Origin of the sequence: Halococcus dombrowskii, from assembly GCF_022870485.1 — an archaeon.
Classification (GTDB): domain Archaea; phylum Halobacteriota; class Halobacteria; order Halobacteriales; family Halococcaceae; genus Halococcus; species Halococcus morrhuae.
The window spans coordinates 64,129-81,894 of record NZ_CP095009.1 but is presented as its reverse complement, the minus strand read 5'-3'; the positions used below and the strand labels follow the sequence as shown (position 1 = coordinate 81,894).

17 protein-coding genes and 1 pseudogene are annotated in these 17,766 nt (G+C 58.4%); 11 read left to right on the top strand and 7 right to left on the bottom strand.

What is annotated here, in order from left to right:
• Positions 1–23 precede the first annotated feature (23 nt).
• Positions 24–230, bottom strand: a complete 207-nt coding sequence (locus tag MUK72_RS18500) for a hypothetical protein (RefSeq protein ID WP_244707109.1) — start codon at positions 228–230, stop codon at positions 24–26.
• 182 nt (positions 231–412) lie between these two features.
• On the opposite strand from MUK72_RS18500, the gene MUK72_RS18495 reads away from it, so the two are divergent.
• Positions 413–1,417, top strand: a complete 1,005-nt coding sequence (locus MUK72_RS18495; RefSeq protein WP_244707107.1) for an arsenic resistance protein — start codon at positions 413–415, stop codon at positions 1,415–1,417.
• A 358-nt stretch (positions 1,418–1,775) separates the two neighbouring features.
• On the opposite strand, the gene MUK72_RS18490 is transcribed toward MUK72_RS18495, so the two are convergent.
• From MUK72_RS18490 to MUK72_RS18480, 3 genes are all read right to left on the bottom strand, one after another.
• Positions 1,776–2,510, bottom strand: a complete 735-nt coding sequence (locus MUK72_RS18490) for an MBL fold metallo-hydrolase (RefSeq protein ID WP_244707105.1) — start codon at positions 2,508–2,510, stop codon at positions 1,776–1,778.
• Positions 2,511–2,591: 81 nt separating this feature from the next.
• Complete coding sequence (locus MUK72_RS18485; RefSeq protein WP_244707103.1) at positions 2,592–3,359, bottom strand: helix-turn-helix domain-containing protein; 768 nt, start codon at positions 3,357–3,359, stop codon at positions 2,592–2,594.
• Positions 3,360–3,586: 227 nt separating this feature from the next.
• The gene (locus MUK72_RS18480) at positions 3,587–5,734 is read right to left on the bottom strand and encodes a copper-translocating P-type ATPase (RefSeq protein ID WP_244707101.1); all 2,148 of its coding nucleotides are present in this window, start codon (positions 5,732–5,734) and stop codon (positions 3,587–3,589) included.
• 267 nt (positions 5,735–6,001) lie between these two features.
• On the opposite strand from MUK72_RS18480, the gene MUK72_RS18475 reads away from it, so the two are divergent.
• Together MUK72_RS18475 and MUK72_RS18470 are read left to right on the top strand one after the other, a co-directional pair.
• Complete coding sequence (locus MUK72_RS18475; RefSeq protein ID WP_244707099.1) at positions 6,002–6,595, top strand: winged helix-turn-helix transcriptional regulator; 594 nt, start codon at positions 6,002–6,004, stop codon at positions 6,593–6,595.
• 105 nt (positions 6,596–6,700) lie between these two features.
• Positions 6,701–9,322 (top strand): heavy metal translocating P-type ATPase, encoded by a 2,622-nt coding sequence (locus tag MUK72_RS18470; RefSeq protein WP_244707097.1) that lies wholly within the window; start codon positions 6,701–6,703, stop codon positions 9,320–9,322.
• A gap of 219 nt (positions 9,323–9,541) precedes the next feature.
• Here the strand turns inward: MUK72_RS18470 and MUK72_RS18465 are convergent, their stop codons facing one another.
• Positions 9,542–9,862 (bottom strand): winged helix-turn-helix transcriptional regulator, encoded by a 321-nt coding sequence (locus MUK72_RS18465; RefSeq protein WP_244707095.1) that lies wholly within the window; start codon positions 9,860–9,862, stop codon positions 9,542–9,544.
• Between the two features lie 266 nt (positions 9,863–10,128).
• Between MUK72_RS18465 and MUK72_RS18460 the strand changes: the two genes are divergently transcribed.
• The 7 genes and pseudogenes from MUK72_RS18460 (at position 10,129) to MUK72_RS18430 (ending at position 14,337) form a co-directional block, all read left to right on the top strand.
• Complete coding sequence (locus MUK72_RS18460; RefSeq protein WP_004051525.1) at positions 10,129–10,548, top strand: DoxX family protein; 420 nt, start codon at positions 10,129–10,131, stop codon at positions 10,546–10,548.
• Positions 10,549–10,608: 60 nt separating this feature from the next.
• Positions 10,609–11,562 (top strand): ring-cleaving dioxygenase, encoded by a 954-nt coding sequence (locus tag MUK72_RS18455; protein ID WP_244707093.1) that lies wholly within the window; start codon positions 10,609–10,611, stop codon positions 11,560–11,562.
• A gap of 1 nt (position 11,563) precedes the next feature.
• Positions 11,564–12,214, top strand: a complete 651-nt coding sequence (locus MUK72_RS18450; RefSeq protein ID WP_244707091.1) for an alpha/beta hydrolase — start codon at positions 11,564–11,566, stop codon at positions 12,212–12,214.
• A gap of 156 nt (positions 12,215–12,370) precedes the next feature.
• On the top strand, positions 12,371–12,985 hold the full coding sequence (locus MUK72_RS18445; protein WP_244707089.1) for a VOC family protein: 615 nt from the start codon (positions 12,371–12,373) through the stop codon (positions 12,983–12,985).
• Positions 12,986–13,206: 221 nt separating this feature from the next.
• Positions 13,207–13,386: pseudogene (locus MUK72_RS18440) on the top strand (helix-turn-helix domain-containing protein); the annotation flags it as partial.
• A 2-nt stretch (positions 13,387–13,388) separates the two neighbouring features.
• The gene (locus tag MUK72_RS20345) at positions 13,389–13,679 is read left to right on the top strand and encodes a helix-turn-helix domain-containing protein (protein ID WP_342346261.1); all 291 of its coding nucleotides are present in this window, start codon (positions 13,389–13,391) and stop codon (positions 13,677–13,679) included.
• Positions 13,669–14,337: an IS630 family transposase gene (locus MUK72_RS18430; protein ID WP_244707226.1), complete on the top strand. Its 669-nt coding sequence runs from the start codon at positions 13,669–13,671 to the stop codon at positions 14,335–14,337. Before MUK72_RS20345 ends, MUK72_RS18430 begins: the two co-directional genes overlap by 11 nt.
• A gap of 89 nt (positions 14,338–14,426) precedes the next feature.
• Here the strand turns inward: MUK72_RS18430 and cobT are convergent, their stop codons facing one another.
• Together cobT and MUK72_RS18420 are read right to left on the bottom strand one after the other, a co-directional pair.
• Positions 14,427–15,425, bottom strand: a complete 999-nt coding sequence (gene cobT, locus MUK72_RS18425; protein WP_244707087.1) for a nicotinate mononucleotide-dependent phosphoribosyltransferase CobT — start codon at positions 15,423–15,425, stop codon at positions 14,427–14,429.
• Between the two features lie 453 nt (positions 15,426–15,878).
• Positions 15,879–16,949, bottom strand: coding sequence for an aminotransferase class I/II-fold pyridoxal phosphate-dependent enzyme (locus tag MUK72_RS18420; protein ID WP_244707085.1), 1,071 nt, complete (start codon positions 16,947–16,949; stop codon positions 15,879–15,881).
• 226 nt (positions 16,950–17,175) lie between these two features.
• Between MUK72_RS18420 and MUK72_RS18415 the strand changes: the two genes are divergently transcribed.
• On the top strand, positions 17,176–17,667 hold the full coding sequence (locus MUK72_RS18415) for an MOSC domain-containing protein (protein WP_244707083.1): 492 nt from the start codon (positions 17,176–17,178) through the stop codon (positions 17,665–17,667).
• The last annotated feature ends 99 nt before the right edge of the window (positions 17,668–17,766 follow it).

The following is a 17,766-nucleotide window of genomic DNA, read 5'->3' as shown; positions in this document are numbered from 1 at the left end:
TGACGACCCGGAGGAAACGAGTGTTACTCGGGCGACCACTCGCAGGCGTCGCCGTAGGTCAGTTCGTTCTCGGTGATATACGCCGATAGGCACGCGTAGTTACAGAAGTGGAGAGGTGAGCCACAATCGGCGGTGCAGTCGCGTACACAGATGGGATCGTGGTCGAAGATATGCGAACCACAGTATGCACACGTCTCGTCTGTATCGGGAATCTCGACGGTTGTGGCCATGTTTCGTGGTTCTTCACGACCAACCGAAAGCATTCCGACCGTCTACTGATAGAGCTTCCAGTGATACGCTCCTCCTATGCGTACCGTTCGTCGAAGTATGTGAACTGTTCTGTGACACCCTAACCACGGGAAACTGCTGAAATCAGTCTTCGTAAGGTGCTCCGGCGTCACAAGATTCTACAATGGTACAGCTTACGAAAGACTGGATTCAGCACAATCAGATACTCATCTACGCAACTGGCGTCCTTCTCGCAGTTGTCGTGAGTTTTGCTCAGCCGGGGCTAAGTTCTCCTCTGGAACAGCTCATCAACCCCGTCTTGGCAGTGCTTCTGTACGTGACGTTCCTTGAAATCCCGTTCGTCAAACTTCGCCGGGCGTTCACGAACGGCCGATTCATGCTGGCTGCGCTCGGGATGAACTTCCTCGTGGTTCCGGTCGTCGTCTTCGCTCTCACCCGATTTCTCTCGCAGGACCCGGTCGTTCTCGTCGGGGTATTCATGGTATTGCTCACGCCGTGTATCGACTACGTGATTTCGTTCACGGAGCTTGCGAACGGCGATGCGGAACAGATCACTGCGGCGACGCCAGTGTTGTTGCTCATTCAGTTACTGCTCCTCCCGGGGTATCTCTGGGTGTTCATGGGAGAGCGAGTAGCAGAGTTCATTCAGGCAGGACCCTTCATTGAGGCGTTCGTTCTCATCATCGCACTTCCGCTGACGCTCGCATGGCTTACCGAGGTGGGTGCAGAACGTTCTGAGACTGGAAAGCGATGGAAAGACGCGATGGGGTGGTTGCCAGCCCCAATGATGAGTGTGACGCTGTTCGTGGTTATTGCGTCCCAACTCCCGCGTGTTCAGAACTCAATCGGACAGATCACTGCTGTCATCCCCGTGTATGTCGCGTTCCTCATCATAATGCCACTACTCGGACGGTTCGGGGCCGGACTCTTTGGAATGGATGTGGGCGAGAGCCGTGCTCTCGTGTTTACGTCGGTGACGCGGAACTCACTGGTCATTCTGCCGCTGGCACTCGCGCTACCGTCGGGATACGCACTCGCTCCGGCGGTCGTCGTCACACAGACACTCGTCGAATTGATTGGAATGGTCGTCCTTACCCGAGTCGTGCCAACGTGGCTTGTTCCCGAGACCGCTCGGGGAATTAGCTCGGAGACGACCCCAGACGACTGAAACACATATCTGAGAGTGGCTAGGCCGCCCACCACATATAATGAGTTAAATTTCATATCTTAGTTGATTTCATCATTCGCTGTGCATGAGAAATCCATCTGCCTGACTTCAGATAGTGATTGTCGAAGCATTCCATAGTTTTGGGCGAATCTTCCTTAGCAGTTGGGAGATCCACCGTGCTAGATACATACATACAGGGCGCGTATCGGTCACGGAATGCGCTCAGGTTCAGCGCTACATATCGATCAGAGAGATAACAGCGAGCGCAGCTTGACGTGTTACGCTGGTATCGAAGATCGCAGCACTGTGTCGGCCCGGAAAATGGATTACTGCATACTCGTCCTCGGATCAGGTCGCTTTACAGGGCGATCTGCTCTCCGTCCTCAGGAACGAGAACGTCCTCTGTCTCCGAGCGCAATTCGTCCCGCGAAAGAAGACAGTGGTTGATGGCCTCCATGTGATCGACAACGACCGCCGCATCGGTCGCATTGCGAACGGCGTTGATGTCCTCGACACCCATCGTGATAGGTTCGCCTTGCTCGAACTGTGCTTCGCCACCGTTGAGGACGACCATATCGGGGTTAAACTGGCCAAGCGTCTCTTCGACCGGGTCGTACCAGATCGTATCCCCAGCGATGTACAGCGTTTCGTCGGCTTCGAAGACGAACCCGGAGACGGGCCCCATTCCTTCAGCTAGTTCGCCATGTCCGTGACGGCCCGGTGTCCGGTGGATCGTGACGCTGTCGAAGGTCATCTCGTCGTCGACAGGCCGCACGTCGGTGAACCCCTCGTCAGTGAAGGCCCCCGCCTCCTCCGGCTGACAGAAAAGGGGAACATCCGCGTCGAGTTCTTCGATGGCTGCCTCGTCGAAGTGGTCAGGATGTCGATGGGTGACGACCACGGCGTCGTAGGACAGTTCGATATTGGGCATCGGGACGAGCGGATTCTCGCGGTCATTCGGCGTGTCCGGTATCGGCGGTATCTCACCGGGGGACGCGAACATCGGATCGATGAGGAACGTCGTCTCATCAATGGTCGCAAGGACGGTAGCGTTCCGTACGAGCTGAACACTAATCCTCGAATCAGTAGTCATACACGATTCCCTTCGGGATACGACAGATTGGGGCTTACGTTGAAATATTCCAACTGCCGCGGGTTCGACCGGAGGGCACGCTCACCGTATGAACTCGATGTCCTCGGGATCGAGCTCGGTGTCGATGTCGACACCGACCGAATCGCCCGCAAACTGGTGGGCTAACCACGCTTCGGCCCGATTGAGTCGGTACTGGAGCGTCGAACTCGATACATTGATCTCGGTCGCAATCTCGGTGACCGACTGCTGGCGCGGAACGTCATAGTACCCGTGTTCGACAGCGGCTTCGAGCGCCGACTTCTGTTCGGGTGTGAGATTCCGTTGTACCCGACCGTCTTCAAGCAAACATGGCGGCTGTCCAAGTCGTTCGACGGTGAGTGACAACCCGTCTCGAAGATTCTCACGGATTTCGTCATGGATTTCGGCCACCGTGTCGTCGACGAGCAAGCTCCAGCGGGACTGGGCACCCCGGCGTTCCGAGCGCAGTATCAACCCCTCGCCGACGTGCTTTGCAGCGACGAGTGGGATCGACCGCGGGCCGTCGCCTTCTCTGCGGAGCGAGTATATTTTTCGCGACTCCGGGTTCGATGAGAGGACGTCGTAGTGCCACTCGGAGATGGGAGCACCGCACACTCCGGTCGCATTCGAGTCGCTGGTGACGCGTTCTAAGCGATCATCGAATTCGGTGAGGATCTCATCCGGCCCCACGACCTTATCGATGCCCCACACCGACTCGCTGGTCGCGTGAACCTCCATTGATCGGGCGTGGAGGTCTGGATATTCGATGAAGAGGTCCATCACCTCATCAACACCCTTCTCGTATTCGACAGTGAAGACGACCTCGCGCATGATATGGTTCGTATTTGCTCGCCGCGTATAACCAGATGGAATGGTTTCGATTTTGTGACAATTACTGCGAGAATCATAGACGGGTCAATAAGCACACCTACCGAACGGCTGTTTCACAACCACGGATGTGAGACGAACAACGACCACCTGCTGACTACACGCTCTGCATCTCGCACGCCGATTTTAATAAGACAACAACCTCCGATGTGAGAACTCTGAAATCAGTACTAATCACTATAGGTGGCTGAGGCCGATTCCGGTGATGGGGCAGCCGTTTCAGTTCCGGGCAGGTTCGGCAGGCTGAGATCAGCTCGCCGAAGGAACTGCGCGTTGATCGCTACGATTATCGTCGAAAGCGACATCAATACGGCACCAACTGCCGGCGAGAGCACGATGCCAATCGGTGCGAGCACGCCCGCTGCTAGTGGTAAGGCGAAGATATTGTAGCCCGCCGCCCAGACGAGATTCTCCTGCATCTTCCGGTAGCTTTTCCGACTGAGCTTGATCAGTCGAACCACATCGGCCGGGTTGTTCTGGACAAGGATCACATCAGCCGATTCGACGGCTACGTCCGTGCCGCTACCGATGGCTATCCCGACGTCCGCACGAGTCAGTGCTGGGGCATCATTGACGCCATCGCCGACCATCGCTACGAGCTCCCCGCCCGACTGGAGTTCTGCGATCTTCTCGTCTTTGGCTTCTGGAAGAACTTCCGCGAAGTACGTGTCGATTCCCAGCTCGTCGGCGACCGCGCTGGCAACGTCTTCGCTGTCGCCAGTAAGCATCGCCACCTCGACACCGAGATCGTGGAGCGCGTTGACGACCTGATGGCTGTCCTTACGGATCACGTCCGCAAGTGCGAACGCTGCAACCGCCTCGTCTCCACGCACGAGATAGACGACCGATTGGGCGTTCGTACCTGCTTCCTCGGCGAATGCAGCGAGCGTCGGAGCTGGCTCGATCTCCAACTGTCTGAGTAGATTCGGGCCGCCAACGTGAACGGTGTCTCCGTCGACGGTCGCCTGCACACCGCGGCCTTTGATTGCCTCGAAGTCGCTCGTGGCTGAACGCGAGAGTTCGCGTTCATCCGCGGCTTCGCGGATCGCACGAGCGATCATGTGCTCGGAATCACCCTCGATAGCTGCGGTGAGCGCGAGCGCCTCGTCTTCATCCACCCCCTCGACAGTTTCGATGCCGACGACGCCCTGTTCGCCCTCAGTGAGCGTCCCGGTCTTGTCGAAGACGACGGTATCGAGCTCGCGGGCCTGCTCCATAGCGATCCGGTCGCGCACGAGCATCCCGTTGCGCGCGGCGAGTGAGGTATTGATTGCGACGACGAGCGGAATCGCCAACCCGAGCGCGTGGGGACAGGCGATCACGAGCACGGTCACGGCACGTTCGATGACGCTGACATCGAACCCGATTGCAACCACCCATGCGACGGCAGTCACTCCCGCAGCGGCGAGCGCGACGTAGAATAGCCAGCCCGCCGCGCGGTCGGCGAGCATCTGCGTGTTCGATTTGCCGGATTGCGCCTCGTCGACGAGACGCATGATTCCCGAAAGCGTCGTATCATCACCAGTCGCGCTCACACGCACTCGGAGACTGCCATCGCCGTTGACGGTTCCGCCGATGACCTCGTCGTCGGGTTCCTTCGAGACGGGTTGCGATTCCCCGGTGATCATCGCCTCGCTCACGTTCGAATCGCCTTCTTCGACAACACCGTCGGCGGGGATGCTCGCACCGGGCCGAACCAACACGAGATCATTCTCTGCAAGCTCGGAGACGGGCACTTCTTCCGTGTTCCCGTTCTCGGTAAGACGCTCAGCCGTGTCGGGCATCAACTTCGCTAGTTCGTCGAGCGCACTCGAAGCCCGACGAACGCTCCGCATCTCGATCCAGTGACCGAGCAGCATGATATCGATCAGCGTCGCCAGTTCCCAGAAGAAGTCCATTCCGGGGAGAAACAGAACCGTCCCCACACTGTAGATGAACGCGACGACGATCGCTAATGAAATGAGTGTCATCATGCCCGGCGAGCGGTCGCGGAGTTCGGGCACGGCCATTCTGAGGAACGGCACACCGCCGTACCAGAAGACGACCACGGCGAACAGCGGGCTGACCCACTCGCTTCCCGGGAACGACGGCACCGAAAAGCCGACCAGCGCCTGGAAGCCCTCGCTATAGAGGAGTACCGGAATCGAGAGGACGAGGTTCACGAAGAACCGACGTTTGAACATCTGTTCGTGGCCGGCGTGCATGCCGCCACCGTGGCCGTCGTCCTGACCATCGTGCTCCCCGTGTTCACTGTCGGGGCGAGCTCCTCCGCTTCCCTCGCGGGTCGCGTGCTCGGCGTGACGACGATTGTCTCCCATGCGAGGGTGATCGCTGTGGTGCTGTTCTTCGCTGCTATCGGTGTCGTTCGTATTGGACATGGTATGTATTCCTCTTCCAGCCGGTTGAGACCATGCGTGGGCAGTATAGCCCTCGACGGTGATGGTCGTGCTCAGCCGAGTACTTCTACGCCCGCCTATTTCATTCTTCTTTGTGTTTTGATACTGGTGGTGTGATGAGGCGACCACTATTGATTCGAAAGTGCATATTCGGAAGCTCATTTATTCACCGAGTGCGTTCAGTCTCGCATGCGCGACCTCGACGAAACCGACCTCGAAATTCTCGAACTACTGATGAGCGACGCGCGCCGGCCGTGGAGCGATATCGCCGAGATCGTTGACCTCACCCCGCCCGCGGTGTCGGATCGCGTCGCAAGGCTCCAAGAGATGGGTATCATTCGCCGGTTTACGCTCGACGTGGACCGGTCCCAACTCCGCGAGGGCGTGCCCGTTCTCCTGACAGTGACCGTCCACGCGGATCGATTCGAACCCGTTCGTGAGACGCTTCTGGACGCCGAGGCAGTCGAGTACGCCTTCACGACCGCGGAGAACGACCTTCTGTGTTATGCGCGCGTCCCCGGTGGAGATGTCCCAGCGTGGCTTTCGGAAACGCTCAACAAGGAAAGCGTGGACGACTACGATGTGACGCTTCTGACGGGTGCCGAGTGGACGCCCAGCATCGGCGGGACGGAGTTCGCACTGACGTGTGCTGAGTGCGGCAATACCGTCACGAGCGAGGGTGTCGCCAGCCGAATCGGCGGCGACCTCTACCAGTTCTGTTGTCCATCGTGTGAAACCAGCTTCGAAGAGCAATACGACCGGTTGGAGGAGGCAACGAGTTAACCCGGACGTGCCCAATTTGGCTTTCGAATCACAAATTCACACGGATTCGGACCCTGCACATCAATAGAAAAACCGCATTGAACGAGGACCCCGTAGGTACTACTGATGAGTCACCGGAAAACACAACTCGACATACGGGGCATGAGTTGTGCGACATGCTCCCAGTCGATAACGGAATCCGTGGAGGGGCTTGCGGGGGTGAGCGATGCGAGCATCAACTACGCCACCGACGAGGGCACCGTCGAATACGACCCCGACGAGGTGTCGCTTTCGGCCATCTACGCCGCGGTCGATGACGCCGGCTACGAAGCGGTGAGCGCATCGACATCCATCGGCATCACAGACATGACGTGTTCGAACTGCGCCGAAACCAACCAGCAGGCGCTCGAAGACGTGCCGGGCGTGATTTCGGCGGAGGTCAACTACGCGACCGACGAGGCGAACGTCGAGTACAACCCCGCCGAGACCGACCACGAACAGCTCTATGGCGCAATCGAGAACGCGGGCTACTCGCCCGTGCGCGACGACGGGAGTGAGGATTCCGAGCAGGACCAGCGTGATGCCGCACGCGAGGGCGAAATTCGCCATCAACTTCGACTCACGCTGTTCGGCGCGGCGTTGTCGCTGCCGCTGATCGCGTTCATGGTCGAGAAGCTGCTGTTGGGTGGTGGCGCGCTCCCCGAGACGATTTTCGGCGTCGAGTTCGGCTGGGTGGAGTTCCTGCTTGCGACGCCCGTGCAAATCGTGCTCGGGAAGCCGTTCTACGAGAACGCCTACAAGGCGCTTGTCAAGAATCGGACGGCGAACATGGACGTGTTGATAGCGCTCGGCTCCTCGACGGCCTATCTCTACTCGGTCGTCGTGCTGCTGGGCCTGCTCGCGGGGAGTCTGTACTTCGATACCGCTGCGTTGATCCTCGTGTTCATCACGCTCGGCAACTACCTCGAAGCCCGCTCGAAAGGGCAGGCTGGTGAGGCACTCCAGCAACTGCTCGAAATGGAGGCCGACACCGCGACCGTCGTTGACGAGGCGGGCAACGAAGAGGAGATCCCGCTCGAAGACGTCGCCGTCGGCGACCGGATGAAGGTCCGACCGGGCGAACAGATCCCGACCGACGGCACCGTCGTTGACGGGCAGTCAGCGGTCGACGAGTCGATGGTTACCGGCGAGTCGGTGCCCGTCGAGAAGGAGGAAGGCGACGAGGTGGTGGGTTCGACTATCAACGAAAACGGCGTCCTCACTGTCGAAGCCACCAAGGTCGGGTCCGATACGGCGCTCCAGCAGATCGTCCAGACTGTGAAGGAGGCCCAATCGCGCCAACCCGACATCCAGAATCTTGCCGACCGGATTTCGTCGTACTTCGTGCCCATCGTGATCGCGAACGCACTGCTGTGGGGCGTCGTCTGGTATCTGTTCCCCGAAACGTTCGCGGGCTTCGTCAACTGGCTCCCGCTGTGGGGGCTCGTCGCGGGCGGGCCGGCGGTCGCCGGCGGCACGGTCTCGGTCTTCGAGTTCGCGGTGGTCGTGTTCGCTTCGGCGGTCCTGATCGCCTGTCCGTGTGCGCTCGGACTGGCGACCCCGGCGGCAACGATGGTCGGCACCTCGATCGGGGCGAAAAACGGCGTCCTGTTCAAAGGTGGCGACGTGCTCGAACGCGCCAAGGACGTTGACACGGTGGTCTTCGACAAGACTGGGACGCTCACCGAGGGCGAGATGGAACTGACCAACGTCGTTCCGCTCGACGGTCATCACGCCACCGACGGTGGCTCCGAGACGGTGGCTGATGGCGGCACGCAGGCAGTCAGTGGTGGCGCGGAACCTACCACCGACACGATCGACGAGGAGACCGTGCTCCGGGCCGCCGCGAGCGCCGAATCCGGCAGCGAGCACCCGCTCGCGCAGGCGATCGTCGAAGGAGCCGAAGAGCGCGGCATCGACCTCGACGCTCCCGAAAACTTCGAGAATGTTCCCGGCCACGGCGTGCGCGCAACGGTCGACGACGAGGAGGTGCTCGTCGGCAACCGCAAGCTCATGCGCGACAACGGCATCGACCCCTCGGTCGCTACCGAGGAACTCGAACGACTCGAAGGCGAGGGGAAGACTGCGATGTTGGTTGCACGCGGAGACACCCTGCTTGGCCTCATCGCCGACGCCGATACGGTCAAAGAGAGCGCCAAGGAGGCCGTTGCGGCCCTCCGTGAGCGGGACGTCTCGGTCCACATGATCACCGGCGACAACGAGCGGACGGCCGAAGCGGTCGCTGAAGAGGTCGGCATTGATCCCACGAGCGTCCGAGCAGGGGTCCTCCCCGAGGACAAATCCGATGCCCTCAATGACATCCAACAGGGTGGCCGAAAGGCGATGATGGTCGGCGACGGCGTGAACGACGCACCGGCGCTTGCGACCGCCTACGTCGGAACCGCGATTGGCTCTGGTACCGACGTTGCTATCGAGGCCGCCGACGTCACCCTGATGCGCGACGACCCGCTCGACGTAGTGAAGGCGATCCGCATCAGCGATGGAACGCTCCAGAAGATCAAACAGAATCTCTTCTGGGCGCTTGGGTACAACACCGCGATGATCCCGCTGGCCTCGCTGGGTCTGCTCCAACCAGTGCTGGCGGCGGCCGCGATGGCGTTCTCATCGGTATCGGTGCTCTCGAACAGCCTGCTGTTCCGCCGGTACACTCCCGACCATGACTACGAACTGCTGGACTTCCTCCGCTAGCGGAGTCCGAAATTCTTCGCGAATTTGTGGCGATGTAGCCCGAGAACCACCTGAAGACAACAAGTAGATTGCTCATACCTTACTGGGCTTGAAATTTATTTTATCAGCATAAATTTCACGGAGAGCTATGCATGATGAATTGGCCTAGCCGACTTCTGGTATTACCGAACAGGGTCACTGCATCACTTGTTTTCCAGACAGTTGATGCTGGCTCTGGACCTACAGCCACTCCTCAGACCAGGCTTCGATTTCTTCGAAGACGGGGCGGAGCGACTGTCCCTTCTCCGTGAGTGAATAGTACGTGGCGACGGGTGCGTCTTCTTCAAGCCGACGTGTGACAAGGTCGGTCTCTTGTAAATCGTCAAGGACACGGGAGAGCGTTCGTGAACTTGCCCCGGTCGAGCGTTTGAGTTCGTTGAAACGTTTTTCGTTGTTTTGGAGGTCGTGGAGGACGATGAGTCGCCACTGGGAGCCGATCTGGTTCAGCGAATCGATAATCGAGCATGCCGTCTCGTCGTACCGTTCGTCAGCTTCGGACAATCTGTTTGCTTGGGCCACGGTTTGTTCCGTGGATATCCGTAGGCACTGAATTCTCAAATAGGTTCGCTTCCGAACCTGGTAGCATTATGAAACCTGAAGTAACACCGCTGTCACCGGCTAACACCGACGTACCCTGATAACATCAATGTCAGATTGGATATAAGTAGGTTCCAGAACGAACTAGATATCGTTGTGATAGCAGCTACGGTCGCACCACTAATCGCACCGCACACTAACCAGTCGCAGACGCAGGAGGTGAGCCAATAATGGCAATCGATGCTGGACTCGGCGCAATCGGCTTCCTCATTGCGAGGATACTCTTCGGGGGCCTCCTTGCGTTTCAGGGCCTCAATCACTTCCAGAACGCCGACGCGATGAGCGGATACGCTCAATCGAAGGGTGTCCCCGCAGCCCGGGCGGGCGTCCTGTTTTCCGGTGGAATGCTCATCTTCGGCGGGCTCGGCATCGTACTCGGAGTGTTCCCTGCGATTGCCGCGGGGGCAATCGCAGTCTTCCTCCTCGTTGCCACGCCGATGATGCACGACTTCTGGGCAGTGCCTGAAGACCAGCAGCAGGATGAGATGACGAGTTTCATCAAGAACGTCGAACTCCTCGGCGCATCGGTGGTCCTCCTCGCCCTCAGCAGTCAACCCTGGGCGTACGCACTGGGCGGTCTCGGGCTCTAATCGGCCGCGAAGCGCTTGATTTCCAAGAATAGATTTTCAAACGAGATACCCAAACAATACATGACTATCGAAATACCCGGACTCCATCACGTAACATCGATCGCGAGTAATCCCCAGCAGAATGTGGACTTCTATACGGAAGTCCTCGGTTTGCGCCTTGTCAAACGGACTGTCAACTTCGACGACAAATACACCTACCACCTCTACTACGGCGACGAAGTTGGCAACCCAGGAACTGTGTTGACGTTCTTCCCGTTCGAGGACGGTCGACAAGGTCGCGTCGGCCGCGGTCAGACGAGCGCGACCGCGTTCGTCATTCCCGAGGGGTCAGTCGACTACTGGATCGACCGGCTCGAATCGAGAGATGTCGACGTCGACACACCGCATACCCGGTTCGGCGAGACGGTCGTCCCGTTCCGCGATCACGACGTCCAGCCGTTGGAGCTTGTGACTGGCACGAGCGATATCGAACCATGGGCTGACGGGCCGGTCCCCGCAGACAACGCTATCCGCGGGTTCCATAGTGTGACGCTGGATTCTCTCAACCCCGAGAAGACGAGAGCGGTGCTTGAGACGTTGGGATATGAGTCAACTGCACAGGACGGAGAGCGGATGCGATATCGGGCATCCGGCAACGGTAATCGCGCCTCATTCATCGATGTTCTCGCGCGGCCGGACACTCCACGAGGCCAGCAGGGTGTCGGCACTGTTCATCACGTCGCATTCCGAACGCCCAATACGCAGACCCAAGCGGAATGGCGTGAGCCGCTTTCGGAAACTGGACTTCAGGTGACGGCTCAGAAGGACCGCCAGTACTTCATGTCGATGTACTTCCGAGAGCCCGGCGGCACCCTGTTCGAGATTGCGACTGACGGACCGGGCTTCACCCGTGATGAGTCCATCTCGGAGCTCGGTACGGAATTGAAGTTGCCGCCATGGTTGGAGAACGATAGAGCGATGCTCGAAGAACGTCTTCCCGAGATCGAACCCGCCAGCATAACGGAGGCAAACTAACGTGTCTGGACCTCACCAAGACCAACCCCTTGTAACAGCTGGTGCCTCGTTTGATACTGCGGAGGCCGCTGTCGTTCTCGTTCACGGCCGCGGAGCGACCGCCCAGAGTATCGTCCAAATGACCGAGGAATTCGACCGAAACGAAATCGCGTATCTCGCACCACAAGCCGCCCGCAACACGTGGTACCCGAGCGCGTTTACCGCACCCGTCGAATCAAACGAACCCGGGCGTACGTCGGGGTTGCAAGCCATCGTTGACGCCGTGAACAAGGCCAACGAGGCAGATATTCCAACGGACCGCGTGATGGTCCTCGGCTTCTCACAGGGTGCGTGTCTGGCGAGCGAGTTCGTCGCGCGCACCCCGACACGCTACGGCGGGCTTGCAGTTTTGAGCGGTGGTCTCATCGGTGAAGAGATCGATCCAGATGACTACGATGGTGATCTTGAGAACGCACCCGTGTTCCTCGGTTGTAGCGATGTGGATCCACACATCCCCGAAGAACGCATCCACGAGACCGCAGATGTCTTCGAACGGTTGGACGCCGACGTGACGACGCGTATCTACGAGGGAATGGGTCACGGCATCAACGAGGACGAACTTCGAGTGGTGTCCGAGCTTCTCGATAGTCTCGCCCGAAACGAGTCAGAATGAGCCAAAGTACGCAACTTTGCCACCATCTCTCCGTCCTGATGATGGAAGTATTGCGTCCGTGTCTCCATCCAGTACTGACGCCAATGTTATCTGATAACAGCGGAGTCGCCGAGAGTTTTAGCGGTTCGGGAACGAACCTACTAACAGAGCCCAATCATGACGGACGATCAATCGACTACTACTGACGAAGTGCCCGTGACAGCCGAGCCTCCCCATAGTGCGACTCAACTCGCCGGGGTAGATCACATCACCCTCGTCGGAAGCAACATCGAGGACACGGTCGGGTTCTATCGTGATGTCCTCGGAATGCCGCTCGTGCTACGCCAGCCGAACCTCGATCAGCCCGAGGTGACCCACCTGTTTTTCGATACAGGTGACGGCCGTATGCTCTCGTTTTTCGTCAAGGAAGGCCGCCAGTCGCATCAAGGCCCGCAACGACCGGGCATCGGTGCGGTTCATCACATCGCATTCCGGTACGAACCTGACCGTCTCGCCGAGATCAGCGAGGCACTCGAAGAACACGATCATCGATACAGTGTGGTCGACCGTGGCATCTTCAAATCGATATACACGTACGACCACAACGGGCTTACTATCGAAATCGCCGCCGATAAGTTCGAGATCCCCGAGGACAAGCGTGGCGAAGCACTCGCGCTCGCCCAGCAAAAGCGCGTCGAGGCGGGTGCAGAGTACGCCAAGGAAGAACACCTCGAAGCAGCTATCGAAGAACTCGGCCTTCCGATCGAACGCCACGATTTCCCAGATACCTGATGACAATAGAGACAGAGAGACAGTCTATTTGACTGAATGTGTGAAGGGAGATTACTGTGCTGTCCGGTAAAGATTTCGTCGGTCATCCATCGACGGTCACCTCGGTTGCGAGCAGGTCGCCACCGCCCGTCGTTGGCGATGGCACCAACCGCTCGAACGCCTCAGTGTAGCTTCACATTTGTACTCGCTAGTTTATCGTCTCTGACCGCGTATGTAGAGGAATGAGCAGAAAGAAGCACGTCGTTGATCTCTCTGACGAAGAACGCAGAACACTCGAGTGGTTCATCTCGACTGGTGAACGCAAGGCAGAGGAGAATACGCGGGCGCGAATTCTTCTGAAAGCTGACGACGGGCTCACAGATGCGGAGATCTGTGAGCACGTCGGCTGTAGTATCGGAACCCCATACAAGGCGCGCAAAAACTACTCCGAACGAGGGATTGCGGCGATTCATCGCCGCAAGCCCGATCGCGAATACGAGCGCAAACTCGACGGGATGCTGAAGCACGCCTCATCAAACTCGCCTGTAGCGACCCACCAGAAGGGTGCGCTCGTTGGACGCTTCACCTTCTCGCCGACGAACTCGTTACCCTCGACGAGATCGACTTTGAGTCGATCTCTCACGAAACCGTGAGACGGCGTCTAAAAAAACACCCTCAAACCACATCTCTACGATTACTGGGCGATTCCCGCTGAAGACGACGGTCAGTTCGTTTACCACATGGAGGACGTTCTCGATATCTATCATGAGCCATACGATGAGAAGCGGCCAGTTGTCTGCTTTGACGAAACCAGCAAGGCGCTTCGCGGCCACAAACGCGACCCGCTCCCGGCAGAACCGGGAGCGGTCGCACGTGTCGATACTCACTACAAACGCAACGGCAAGAAAAAGCTCCATCTCGCCACCGAACCACTAACTGGCTGGGTCAACGTCGAGATCACCGAAAAACGGCGAACCTGCGAGTGGATCGATCGAATGGTCGAACTCGCCGATGAGCACTACCCGGATGGGGACTGCATCCGGGTGGTGCTCGATAACCTCAATACACACAATCCTGCAGCGTTCTATCGGTTCTTCCCACCGGATGAAGCACACGCCTATCTCGATCGATTCGAGTTTCACTACACGCCAAAGCACGGCAGCTGGCTGAATATGGCCGAAATCGAGATTGGCACACTCAAACGCCAGTGTCTCGACCGGCGAATCTATCACGCAGCGACCCTCCGGTCGGAGGTCGCTGCGTGGCAAGATCGTCGTAACGCTGCTGATGGGCTGATTGACTGGCAGTTCACCACTGATGACGCCCGAATCAAACTACGCCAGCTCTATCCCGTTCCGCTTGAGGTGGACTAGTGAGAGTACGATTGAAGCTACACTGAGCAAGTTTCATCTCACCTAGTTGATCGTCAGGCAGATAGCGCCGACGAAATCTTTGGCGGACACTACAGGGACTCGTCGACCACAAGTCGATCATACACGGCAACGACCTGCTCGCGTACGTCCGCCATCGATATACCAGCGCGGTCGGCCAGCGCCAATGCGCCGCCCATCCCGACGCCTTCCTTGGCCTCACCGGCAATGTACGGGTTCATCGCCGAATGGTTACGATGATGGAAGCCCGGGTCGGTGACGGTCACGTCCAACGAGAGGTCGTTCGCCAGTTCGTTCATACGTACCGTCTCGTCGTCGGCAATGAAGGAGGTCGTCGCGACCGAGAGTGCCGTGTCCACGCCTGCATGCCGAGCGAGGGCGGCAGCGGCGACGAGTTGTGTCCCTCCGGCGAGCGTCACTGACGTATCAGTGGTCGTCGCTCCGATAGTCATCCCGGCCACGGCAGCGAGTACCGGGTCGCCGACGTGGCGTACCGTTTTCACCGGCTCGTCCGCGGTCTCACCTGCTGAGAGATTACTCGCCGCCAACGCCTCGTCCACTACCTCTCGCTTGAGCGCGAGCGGGTTCTCGGGGAGCGAGGACGACACTACGGCGCGTTCGCCGAGCGCGGTGAGGACTCCGAGTGCAGTGGTCGTGCCGCCAGGAATCGTCTCGCCGATCACGAGTTCGTCGTCCGGCAGGCTCCGTCCGAGTTGACGGGCAGCCTCGAACGTGTCCGCTGCGGAATCGACGGGCCGAGGATGGCGGATATCTCTTCCGGGCATCGCTTCGAGGGCGACAGTCGGTGCACTGGTTGGACGAACGAGACCCGCATCGAGGGCCAGGATCTCGAACTCGGTCAGTTCGTGGACGGCGCGTGTAATGACCGCAGGGGTCGGACAGCCAGTCGGACTCACTGGCATGACTGGTGCCTGTACTGGCTGCCCATATTCAACGATTTCGAGGTCCGCGCTCGGAGTGTGTGCCATCAGAGCGGGGTCCGCTCCGGCGGCGCTGATCCCCTCGATGTGTGCGGTTTCAGTGGTGCCGGCGACCAAGACGAACCTCATTGGACGAACGGCTCCATTACTGCAGGAACCCCTCGCCGTCGGTTGCGACTGGACGACGTTTTCGGCGAGGTGACCTTCACGGACGGCCCAGCCGCAGAGTGCTGAGACGTACGCGTAGTACGTGCGTACCGTACCTGTGGTCCATCTCTGTCGGATAAGGCGGCGCGCGTACTCACAGAGATGGCCCGAGTCCAACTCGCCGAATGATGTCGGACTGTCCTCGTGGTTGGAAAGGAAATCGACGAACCGATCGAACTCTTGACTCGCATCTTCTCGATAGCTACCGCTCTCGCCACCTGACCTTTGCCCTTGTCCGTCACTGAAGTCAGGAAGGTGGATTGCTCATGCACGACTGGGCGCGAAATCAACGTCGCCAGTATAAATTTCACAGGCTTTTGTGCATGACGAATCCATCTAGCCGATTTCTGATAGCAGCAAATTTGGTGGATAGTATCAGCAGTTGTCCTCAATGTGGCGAGCGATTCGCTCAAGGCCTTCTTCGAGTTCCTCAGTATGGAGGCCGAAACCGATACGGAATCGGTTGGGATACCCGAAGACATCTCCGGGCGCGAGAACGACGCTCTCGGCCTCGAACACAGACCGGCAGAATTCCTTGCCGTTCTCGAACCCACCGGGAATCGTCGGGAACCCGTTTACACCCGTTGGCTCAAACCAGTCGAGGTCATAGCGCTCGAGGAATTCGGCGACACGTTTTCGGTTCGCTTTCGTGTGAGTGCGATTCGCCTTCAGAATGTCATTCTCCTGCTCTCCAAGCGCTTGTCGAGCGATGTTGTTCCCAACAATCGGCGGTGAAATCGTCGTGTAATCCTTCCATTTCCGTACTGCGTTCGCAATCTCTGTGTCTGCGACGACCCACCCGAGCCGCGCCCCTGCCAGACCATATGACTTCGAGACACCAGCAGTCGAAATCGCTCGTGGACCGAGTGCAGCGGCTGGAGTGTGAGGATCGCCGGCCAGCATCCGGTATACCTCGTCGACGAGGAGATGCGCATCGTTCTCGTCGACGAGATCGTAGAGTGCTTGCATCGTCTCCGGGCCGAGATACTTCCCCGTCGGATTGCTCGGGTTCGTGAGGACGACGAGTCGAGTTTCCGGCTGCATCGCTTCTGCGACAGCGTCGACAGAGAGGTCCCATTCTGGCGGTTCGGTTCGAACTTCACTAACCTCTCCAACCGACTCGGGGACGCTCACAAGCGACTGGTAGGTCGGCGAGACGACGACAGTATGGTCCCCTTCACTCAGAAGCGACATGAACGTGAGAAAATCTGCCTCTTGCGTTCCACAGGTGAGAACGACTTCCTCAGTATCACGGTCATAGCGCTCAGCGATTTCCGTTCGAAATTCCGGAGTTCCGTCAGTCGGAATGACGTATCCGAGTTCATCTACGTCGAGATCGAACCGGTCGGCAGGGAGACTTCGAACGCCGCTTTCGGCGAGCATCAGATCAGCGTCTGATTCGTATTTGTCGAGCCACCGTTCGAGTTCAAAAGGGGGCAATTCCATACGTGACACAGTATAGACGACCATTAGAATTTCATCATTCAGTGTGGCCGCATGGGTGCCGAAGGATTCACCCGATGATTGCTGATTATAGCCTCTGAATCGGTCAGGCGAGAGCTGGCAAGGATACAGCAGTTCTGAACGACAGCGCTGACTACATGGCGCGTATCGGTCACCCGTAAGGTAGGACTTCCGAGTGTTTATACCTCTGTCAAATGGTATAGCACGCATGACCGGGTCTGGCACCGTCAAACGGGCGTTTATCGCACATGAAGCCGAAGCTCAGATGGAGGAACAGGCCGACGTTGAAGCGATCGCCGGAAAGGGGTTACGAGGTGATCGGTACTTTAGCGAGATCGAGACGGGGACCTTCGTTGAGTGGGAATCAGATGAGCAACGCCACGATGGGTACGACCTCACGTTGATCGAGCAGGAGGCTGTTACAGCAATCGAACGTGATGCGGGAATCGAACTCGCACCCGGAGAACACCGACGGAACATCGAAACTCGTGATGTCGCACTCAACCATCTCGTCGGACAACGATTCCGAGTCGGTGACGCCATCTGCCGAGGAGATCGGCTGTGTGAACCGTGTAGTCACCTTCAGCGCATCACCCACGATGGTGTATTGCAGGCACTCACTCACCGAGGAGGCCTCCGAGCGGACATTCTTGAAGATGGAATGATTCGCCCCGGAGACGCTGTCGAACCGCTCGAATAATCCGCACCCATTCGATTGGAAACGTTCGTATTCCCGCTTGCGGCTGCTACGACTGGTGGACAGTCGATCTGCTTGCCGATTGGGTCGGTTGGGAGAAAA

Excerpts from the sequence above, each read along its gene's own strand:
- MUK72_RS18500 (WP_244707109.1), bottom strand. The coding sequence starts at position 230 with ATGGCCACAACCGTCGAGATTCCCGATACAGACGAGACGTGTGCATAC.
- MUK72_RS18495 (WP_244707107.1), top strand. The coding sequence starts at position 413 with ATGGTACAGCTTACGAAAGACTGGATTCAGCACAATCAGATACTCATC.
- MUK72_RS18490 (WP_244707105.1), bottom strand. The coding sequence starts at position 2,510 with ATGACTACTGATTCGAGGATTAGTGTTCAGCTCGTACGGAACGCTACC.
- MUK72_RS18485 (WP_244707103.1), bottom strand. The coding sequence starts at position 3,359 with ATGCGCGAGGTCGTCTTCACTGTCGAATACGAGAAGGGTGTTGATGAG.
- MUK72_RS18480 (WP_244707101.1), bottom strand. The coding sequence starts at position 5,734 with ATGGGAGACAATCGTCGTCACGCCGAGCACGCGACCCGCGAGGGAAGC.
- MUK72_RS18475 (WP_244707099.1), top strand. The coding sequence starts at position 6,002 with ATGCGCGACCTCGACGAAACCGACCTCGAAATTCTCGAACTACTGATG.
- MUK72_RS18470 (WP_244707097.1), top strand. The coding sequence starts at position 6,701 with ATGAGTCACCGGAAAACACAACTCGACATACGGGGCATGAGTTGTGCG.
- MUK72_RS18460 (WP_004051525.1), top strand. The coding sequence starts at position 10,129 with ATGGCAATCGATGCTGGACTCGGCGCAATCGGCTTCCTCATTGCGAGG.
- MUK72_RS18455 (WP_244707093.1), top strand. The coding sequence starts at position 10,609 with ATGACTATCGAAATACCCGGACTCCATCACGTAACATCGATCGCGAGT.
- MUK72_RS18445 (WP_244707089.1), top strand. The coding sequence starts at position 12,371 with ATGACGGACGATCAATCGACTACTACTGACGAAGTGCCCGTGACAGCC.
- cobT (WP_244707087.1), bottom strand. The coding sequence starts at position 15,425 with ATGAGGTTCGTCTTGGTCGCCGGCACCACTGAAACCGCACACATCGAG.
- MUK72_RS18420 (WP_244707085.1), bottom strand. The coding sequence starts at position 16,949 with ATGGAATTGCCCCCTTTTGAACTCGAACGGTGGCTCGACAAATACGAA.
- MUK72_RS18415 (WP_244707083.1), top strand. The coding sequence starts at position 17,176 with ATGACCGGGTCTGGCACCGTCAAACGGGCGTTTATCGCACATGAAGCC.